We start from the raw sequence: 8033 nt of genomic DNA on the forward strand, positions 1-8033 counted from the left end.
ATTAAATTTTAGAAAATAGCCCATTTTTTGTTTAATTTAGGCGAAAGTCAACAAAAAAGGGTGGCGAAGCCACCCACACATGTTGATGAAGAGCCTGAATTTTCAATATTTTTCATTCAAACGGTATTTTTGTGCATTTTGCGTTGCCGTGCCTTTTTTCATGACGGCTTGCGGTGACAGCGGTTCCGACAGCGATTTCGAGGATCCCTCCGGTACGGACGAAATCTGCGAAGACGATTTTTGCGACAGTGAAAGTTCCGACAGTGATGGAAAATCTGCCGGAAAGAATTCCAGCAGTGCTGAAAGCAGTTCCAGTTTCCAGAAAAAGGAAGCCGACATTTCCGCAAGCAGTTACAGGGATTCCGCGCTGGTGGGCGAGGAATACAAATCCGATTTAGGAATGATGAACATCGTCAACGGCACAATCTACGATTCAACGTACAATCACGAGTACAAGACGGTTCGAATCGGACCTTACGAGTGGATTGCGGAAAACTTGTTGGATGCTACCACCGCGTTCGAGAACTACGACATGTGCTACGACAACGACCGTAACAACTGCAAGACCGATGGCCGCTTGTTCAGGGATTATACAAGGAACAATATGTGCCCTACCGGATTTGTAGTGCCGTCTTCTGCGGATTACAGGTACCTGCTGCGTGTCACGAGCGATCTCACCGATGCCGGGCTCGGGTTCAATCCCCAAATGGCGGGTTTCTGCAGGCGCGGTACCTTCGATATGGATTCGCTAGGTTGCTCCGACAAGGGTAAAAGGACTTACCTGCTGACAAACAACGACAGCATGTTTGTCGTTGGCAAGGATGGCAAGGCGCGCATGATGGAATCAGAGTTTTACGGTTTCTACTCGCTGCGTTGCGTCAGAAAATTGTCGTTTGTAGAAAACGAAAAACAGTTGCCCATTTGCAATGCCGAGACGGAAGATGACTTTGGCGATATTTTCGTGGCGGGTGCGGGCAAGAACTACTCTTGCGAAGGTGGCAAATGGGTCAAGGGGAGCGACTCCGATTGTTCTTGGGGCGACCGCGGCGAACTTCATTACTACGGAGATTCGCTGTACGTCTGCAACGGCTCCTGGACGATCGCCACAATGAACGAGGCTGGCGCTGCATGCGCCGATGAAAACGACGGCGATGTACGCGAACTGAATGGCAAGAAGTTTATATGTAAAGATTCCTCCTGGCGTGAACTCAACGCAGTTGAAAAATCCATTGGGCTTTGCACCGCAAAAAACATTGGCGCCATCGATACAATTCCCGCGAAGGATTTGCTGGAATATTACTACTGCGACACTACGGGCTGGCGCACTGCGCGCCTTGCGGACTATGTCGGCAAATGCAACGATAGCAAGTTCTACAGTGTCTTTGAACTCAACGATATAAAGTACACCTGCCGCACCGACAGCACTTGGGAAAAGTTCACGACTCTCGAAAATTTCATCGGGCTTTGCACTCCTAAAAAATTAGGCGTCATCGACACCGTTAAAAAGGGCGAAAGCATCGACCCGTACTTCTGCGATTCCACCGGTTGGCGCGTGGCTAAACTTGCAGACTACACGGGTGCTTGCGACGACACCAAACTCAACAAAGTCATTAATTTCGGCTCAGTGTCCTACGCCTGCCGTTCCAACGGCGCCTGGACCAAAATGACCGCCGTAGAACAGGAACTGGGCATTTGCGAACCGAAAAGGTACAACGACATCGACACCATCGACATAGGCGTTTACGCCTGCGACAGTAGTGGATGGCACACCGCAGGCGTTAGCGATTACTACGGCAAGTGCACCGAACTCAAAATCAACACGATCGTGGATTATAAGGGAACCGGCTACGCCTGTGTAGAACCGCCCACCTGGACGCAAATCGACAACGTCACCAAAAAGCTGGGATTCTGCACCAAGGACATCCGGGGAATCATAAAGGACTACGACGGCACGCCCTACATTTGCGACTCCAAGTGGCGCACGGCCACCCAGGCGGAATTCCTGGCGGAATGCACCGAAGAAAACGAGGGCTCCACCAAGAAGTTCATCAACACAAGTTACGGCTGCAGGAATTTAAAGTGGATCAAGTTCAAAGCCGTCGACGATTCCCTCGGTTTCTGCTCCAAGAAATTACTAAACGAAATCAAGTCCACCGTCAAAAAAACATCGTACAAATGCCTGGACACCGGTTGGACCAAGTACACTCCGGAGGTCGCCTTTGGAAAATGCAACGATGCTTTCCGAAGCGAGCATAAAAAAGAAATTTTTAAACTTGGCGACGAAGAGTATGTCTGCTGGATTACCGGTTGGCGTACTCCGCAGGCGACGCTCAAGTTGGAGGAATGCACCGCGGCCAAGGTGGGGACTTTCGAGGAGTATCTCGGAGACACGTACTACTGCTCTCCGAAGAAGAACTGGATAGAGGTGGTTGGCCCTGAACTTGAACACGGCCTCTGCGAAGATGGAAGAACCGATATCGTCACCTACAACGGAAAGAAATACGGTTGTTTTCGCGAAGCTATGAATTACGATCGAATTTACTACAATGTAGTTGAATTCAAGTGGCGCGAAGAGACTGAATTGGACAGGGCGATGGGATTCTGCCATAGTTTCGGCATGGAATGGAAAAAATACAATGGCCTGGACTATGTCTGCGATCGTGATCAAATGGGCTGGAAAAACAGCACCTTCTGGGCAATGTACACAGCCTGCGATGACAGATACCCGTATAAATACGGCGTAACCGTCGGTTTCAAAGATTCTCTATTCTACTGCGACGAACTCGTTGAACCCATTACCAGCGAATACGCGGGCTGGCACATAATCACCCCCATCGACGAAGAAAAGGGTCCCTGCCGTAAGGATATTTTCGAAGAAACTATCCTCTTTAATAGCCAGGAATACAAGTGTGGGAAGACTTATGATCGGCCGGACAGCGTTTATAGGTGGTTGCCGCAGGAATAGGAATAATTCTGTGGAAAAAACTGTTGGCAGGATTCCATTGATCTATATGTTCGTGGACCAGACTCCGCCGATTCTCTACGAGTAATGTTATACGTAGAAGATTCTTTATTTTTTGATGAAAATGCATCCGAATTTTATGCTGATCACCATTATATAAGCAAAGATTTTTTTGATACGATTGTCTTGAACAAAGAAATCCTATTGAGAGTCGGAGTTTATTGTAACGACAAATGGGTTTGGAGCGATAGTCTAAAGTACCGCACAAAAGCTAATGTCATCAACGATATAGGTGTTTTTCCTCCAGACAATGGGAAATTACCCGCCAGAGAAAATGTTGCCTTCAGCGGCACTGCAATAGAAACTTGCCCTGAATTGCGTTATTTCATGTTTTCAAGATGGTCAAGAAAACCTCGCTATGAACATTGCGAAGCAAGCGACTACTGATTTTTGGGCTGAAACAGGCTTTGGCGCCGTAGCTTTCTAATAGCAACTAAACAATAATCATTCAGCAATACAACTTGGCTTGACATAGCCCAAAGGCAGGCTGTGTCAAGTCGGCTAGTCTCTTCAAAAAAGAAATAAGAATAAACGGTGGTATATTTCCGTAGCTTAAATAAACTAGATTTCGGGCATAACGAGGTAAGGTAAGTGCTGATTGAAGAAGTTAAGAAATCTATCAAGGGCGCAGGCTTCAAGGACGGAGACAAGATGCCCTCTGTCCGCAAGATGGCTCAGCAGTTGAATCTTTCCGTGACCACGGTTCATAAGGTCTACAAGGAGCTTGCCTCCGAAGGAACCATCAAGCTGGTCCAGGGCAAGGGTTGCTTCTGGGGTACCGTTCCTACGGCTTCCGTCATACAGGTTGATGACGTTTATTCCGTGATCGAGAAACAGTTCCAGAAGGATCTGGAAAGTGGTTTTATCAATGCCTTCGAGCAGCTTCCCTCGCCGGGGAATCTTTCTATCCGTTACCGGGTTTCTCCCTACATCGTCAAGAAGTTTTTGAACCAGAAGGTTGAACAGGGAATCCTGATTCGTAATGGCCGCAGGATGTTCTTTAACGAGGAACGTTCCGTGGACCCTTCCAACTACATCCTGTTTATCCATCGTTCCGATGACAAGGGCAGAATGTGTATCCAGTCGGAACGTGAATCCGACGTATTTCGCACCTTGGCCCGCATTGCCGGCGAGCAGAATATTGTGGTACATTTCGTAAGCTATAACGAAAAGCGGGATAAACTCTACCATCCCGATGGAAGCAGTTTCATAGTCAAGAACGATTCCCGCTGTCTGGGCGCCTTTCTCTCTACCTGGCTGGTGGATGATCCCCAGCGCCTGTTCGCCCATTTCGCCCATTTCGATAACCCTATTTCCGTGTGGTGGGAATATTCCCCCGATTCCGTCCCCTTGAGTGTACGCAACAAGAAAAAGTGGGCCTTTTACAACGTGGCGTTCGGCAAGGAGGCTGGCGTCATCGTTGGTAACTACCTGAAGAAAAAGGGGGTGGGCCCTGTCCACTACGTCTCCCCCTATCATGGAAGTTTCTGGTCCAGGGCTCGCCTTCAGGGCCTGCAGGAATCGGGACTTGAAGTAGTCCCCCTTGTGGACGACCGCTTCGCTTCCCCCTTTGATTTGAAGAGTTATACAAATGCCGAAGGATTGGATTCTCAAGTATTCCTAGACCAGATGGTGGAGAACTTGCTCGGGGACGTCTCCCTGAAATATTTCGTCTGTGCCAATGACTGGGTGGCGACCACTCTCATTGATTACTTCAAGTCTAAGGGCGAGAAGCTTCCTTACGTAATCGGTTTCGATGATACCATCGACAGTTACCGTTATGTTTTCGATTCCTTCGCCTTTAACGTAGGGACCATGGTGAAGGAGGCTCTCTACCACATTGTGGCGCCTACCATCTATGCAGAACAGCGGCGCCAGATGCAGGCACCGCTGGGTCGCGTCATATCCAAGAATTTCTAGACGTCAAATTTGCCGGAGCAGGCGAGCAGTCCTAGCATATAGAGCGTGCCGTCGTAGTATCGCCACAGTCCAGAGGGAATATCCATATTCCAGAGGTCTTCCGCGAAGGGCCTTATCAGCGGGTCGCCCTGAGGCAATGCGATGGTCGCCGCTGCGTTCATGGCGATGAGGCCTCCCGTTGCAGGGCGGGCCTCCCTAGGGAAGGCGCTTCCGTCCACGCGCATGTCGGCAGGGTAGGGGCGTCTCGAATTCAAGTATCCCAGTAGTCTGCGTATGGCGGAAATTTCCCAGCTACGGACGTCGGCGAGCGTTGCCGTTTCATTACCGCCGGCGCCTGCGTCCAGAACCTTCTGGATGTTTGCAGCGTCCAGACCCATGTTCCAGGCCACGCGCCAGGCGTCGCCGCAGAAGCAGTTGCTTTCGGGATACCAGGGCGTGCTTTTGGGGGTGCCGTCGTATTCGCTGTATTCCGCAGCAATGCCTGTTACGGGATGGACCGCTTTCTTCAGGTAGTTAAAGCTGTTGTCCGCAATCTTTTTCCAGATGTCGTCACCAGTTGCTTCGCCGTACATGCGGTAGAATGCAACGGTATTGTAGCTTGGGTCCGTAAAGTCGTTCCCGTCCATGGGGGAGAATCGCACAAGGCCTGCGTCCACGTCCATCATGGTATGGACCGGTCCCTCGGTCGGCTTGTGGGCCATGTCGTTAATCAGCTGGACGGCATCCTGCTTGTACTTCGCGCTGTTGAATACCTTGGCTCCATAAAGGAGTGCTGCCGCAAAATATTCTTCCCCGTCGGGGGCGGAACCCGGATCCATTATGGAAAAGTCCGAGGTGGAAACCTGCCAGGCGTAATAGCCTGCGTAGGGCGCCTCTGTATTTTTCATATGGCGGGTGGCGAAATTCCACAGTTTCTCAAAAAGGTCCCGCTTGTTGAGCAGGGCGGCGATGGTCATGCCGTAGCTCATGCCTTCGGAACGGATGTCGTTGTGCCCGATGTCCACGACGTAGGCTTCGTCCCCTTTTTCGAAACAGATGCGTTCATTTTCTGCATCGCCTTCGAATAGCTGGCTAAATGCCTTATCCAATTTGGCTTCGATTTCTGCAGGAGTCTTTCCGATTTGCTCAAATATATTTTTCATGAAAACAAAAATAGGCTTAGAACAACATTCTAAGCCTAGGGAATTTTTTAAAACGAGACGAACTGTTCTATCTGTTGTAGTAATGACCTGACGCAGGTCTGTTCCTTACGAATTGACCCAGTGCGTCATAGGTGTAACGTCCTGCGCTTAGGGAATTCAAGTTCGTGCGGCTTCGTCTTGTTCCGATCCTATCCGGGACGATTCCGTCTAGCAGCACTGTAGAAAGTGCGTTTATGATAGGCTGCTTTTCTTCTTCCAGGTAGTCGTGGGAAAGCTCCCATACCATGGCGCCTGCGTAATTGTTCGTTACAATCCAGCTGGCCTTTTCAATGGAGGAACGTGCATCCTCATAAGTGACAAACATGTCGTCCGCAATGCCATAGGGTTCCTTGGATATATCATCGTAGAACAACTGCCAGTCCGCCATTTTCAGGATGTCTGCGTAGCTCTCTTGCTCTGCATAGTCAAAGTCGGATCCCGGTCCTGTAGCGCCATGGAAAACAAAACCGAAAGAGGGTACTCCCATTACAATCTTACTTGCAGGAACGCCTCGCTTGGTCCAGTATGCGGCGGCTTGTTTCCAGGACCAGGTGGTCCATTTGGAGTTGGGCAGTAGGGGAGAATCGAATCGGGCCTTTTCGTCCCAGTCCCCGGTGATATCGTAGGTCATCAGGCCGAACCAGTCCAGGTTTTCCAGCAGCGCTTCCGCCGTAAAGAACTTTCCGTAATAGTCACTGCAGGGGAGTGCCGCAGAAAGTGTCTTTCCCTGGGGTAGGTTCGTCCGGATGTCTTTCAGCAGTTTGTTGTAACCGGCAGTGTCTTCACTTGCCACAGGAACCTTGGAGTATTCCCAGTCCATATCCACTCCATCCAGGTGGTGCGCCTCCACAAATTCCATCAGTTCTTTCACAAATTTGGAACGTAGGGCCTCGTTCTTGGATACCGGGGCGAAATTTTCGCACAAACCTGCGCCGCCCAGGGATAAAATCACTTTTACGCCCTGATCGTGGGCCAGTTTTACCATCTGGTCCAGGTCCGACGGGTCCTGAACGGCATCCCCGCGGAGGCTTCCGTCCTCATTCGGGGAGATAAAGCTCCAGATAACGTGGGTCAATTGCTTGTAAGGGACTAAATCCACCGTGTAGCTAGGGTGATTCCATACGCCCCAGTCCGGATAATACCCGGCTAGGATCTTTCTGGATGGATTTGTACCCTCTTCCTGTGAAAAAGTAGGTGAAAAAATCATCAAAAGAAGGCAAAAAAATGCTTTCGGAAATGCATCTAACTTCATGTCTGTAATATACTTTCGTGCATCAAAAGTGTCAAAAATATGCTATTAACAATCTATCAACAGTGTTTTATGCCCTGTGTGTACATATTTTTTGAAAAAATGCATTTTTTTTTGCGAAAAAAGGCGAAAACCGTTGACAAGATGAGGTAATTCTTATTACATTTGGCACACTCTAAGATTCAGCGATGAATTAAGAGAAATGCCAAAGTAGCTCAGCTGGTAGAGCAGCTGATTTGTAATCAGCCGGTCGTAGGTTCGATTCCTATCTTTGGCTCGACATAATGGGTAGGTGCCCGAGTGGTTAAAGGGGACGGACTGTAAATCCGTTGGCTCACGCCTACAGTGGTTCGAAACCACTCCTACCCACTATAAAACAATCAGCCGCATGGAGCATATCCTGTTCCATGCGGCTTGTATGCCCAGGTAGCTCAGTGGTAGAGCACTTCCTTGGTAAGGAAGAGGTCTCGGGTCCGACTCCCGATCTGGGCTCTCACTAAATTGGAGATAGAATCATGGCAAAAGAACATTTTGACAGAAGCAAGCCGCACTGCAACATCGGCACCATCGGCCACGTTGACCACGGTAAGACCACTCTGACCGCTGCAATCTGCACCACCCTCGCCGCTAAGGGCCTGGCTGCTGCAAAGCGTTTCGACGA

General features: G+C 49.6%; 6 protein-coding genes and 3 tRNA genes. 7 read left to right on the forward strand and 2 right to left on the reverse strand.

Annotated elements, in window-relative coordinates; genetic code table 11:
- The first annotated feature begins 148 nt into the window (after positions 1-148).
- The 3 genes from BGX12_RS14765 (at position 149) to BGX12_RS14770 (ending at position 4942) form a co-directional block, all read left to right on the forward strand.
- Positions 149-2965, forward strand: a complete 2817-nt coding sequence (locus BGX12_RS14765; RefSeq protein WP_158278280.1) for an FISUMP domain-containing protein — start codon at positions 149-151, stop codon at positions 2963-2965.
- An 84-nt stretch (positions 2966-3049) separates the two neighbouring features.
- Positions 3050-3409 (forward strand): hypothetical protein, encoded by a 360-nt coding sequence (locus tag BGX12_RS15375; RefSeq protein ID WP_146196379.1) that lies wholly within the window; start codon positions 3050-3052, stop codon positions 3407-3409.
- Positions 3410-3613: 204 nt separating this feature from the next.
- On the forward strand, positions 3614-4942 hold the full coding sequence (locus BGX12_RS14770) for a GntR family transcriptional regulator (RefSeq protein ID WP_109736798.1): 1329 nt from the start codon (positions 3614-3616) through the stop codon (positions 4940-4942).
- Here BGX12_RS14770 and BGX12_RS14775 read toward each other — a convergent pair.
- Together BGX12_RS14775 and BGX12_RS14780 are read right to left on the reverse strand one after the other, a co-directional pair.
- Entirely contained in the window at positions 4939-6084 is a 1146-nt protein-coding gene (locus BGX12_RS14775) for a glycosyl hydrolase family 8 (protein WP_109736799.1), read from the reverse strand. The genes BGX12_RS14770 and BGX12_RS14775 overlap by 4 nt on opposite strands.
- Positions 6085-6151: 67 nt before the next feature.
- Positions 6152-7330 (reverse strand): glycoside hydrolase family 18 protein, encoded by a 1179-nt coding sequence (locus tag BGX12_RS14780; RefSeq protein ID WP_158278281.1) that lies wholly within the window; start codon positions 7328-7330, stop codon positions 6152-6154.
- A gap of 246 nt (positions 7331-7576) precedes the next feature.
- On the opposite strand from BGX12_RS14780, the gene BGX12_RS14785 reads away from it, so the two are divergent.
- The 4 genes from BGX12_RS14785 to BGX12_RS14800 form a co-directional block, all read left to right on the forward strand.
- A tRNA-Thr gene (locus BGX12_RS14785) sits at positions 7577-7649 on the forward strand.
- Between the two features lie 9 nt (positions 7650-7658).
- Positions 7659-7741, forward strand: a tRNA-Tyr gene (locus BGX12_RS14790).
- A gap of 51 nt (positions 7742-7792) precedes the next feature.
- Positions 7793-7864, forward strand: a tRNA-Thr gene (locus BGX12_RS14795).
- 23 nt (positions 7865-7887) lie between these two features.
- Positions 7888-8033 (forward strand): GTP-binding protein (locus tag BGX12_RS14800; RefSeq protein ID WP_233246336.1); only part of this gene is annotated, 146 nt, incomplete at its 3' end.

It is taken from the genome of Fibrobacter sp. UWR4, from assembly GCF_003149045.1.
Classification (GTDB): Bacteria; Fibrobacterota; Fibrobacteria; order Fibrobacterales; family Fibrobacteraceae; genus Fibrobacter.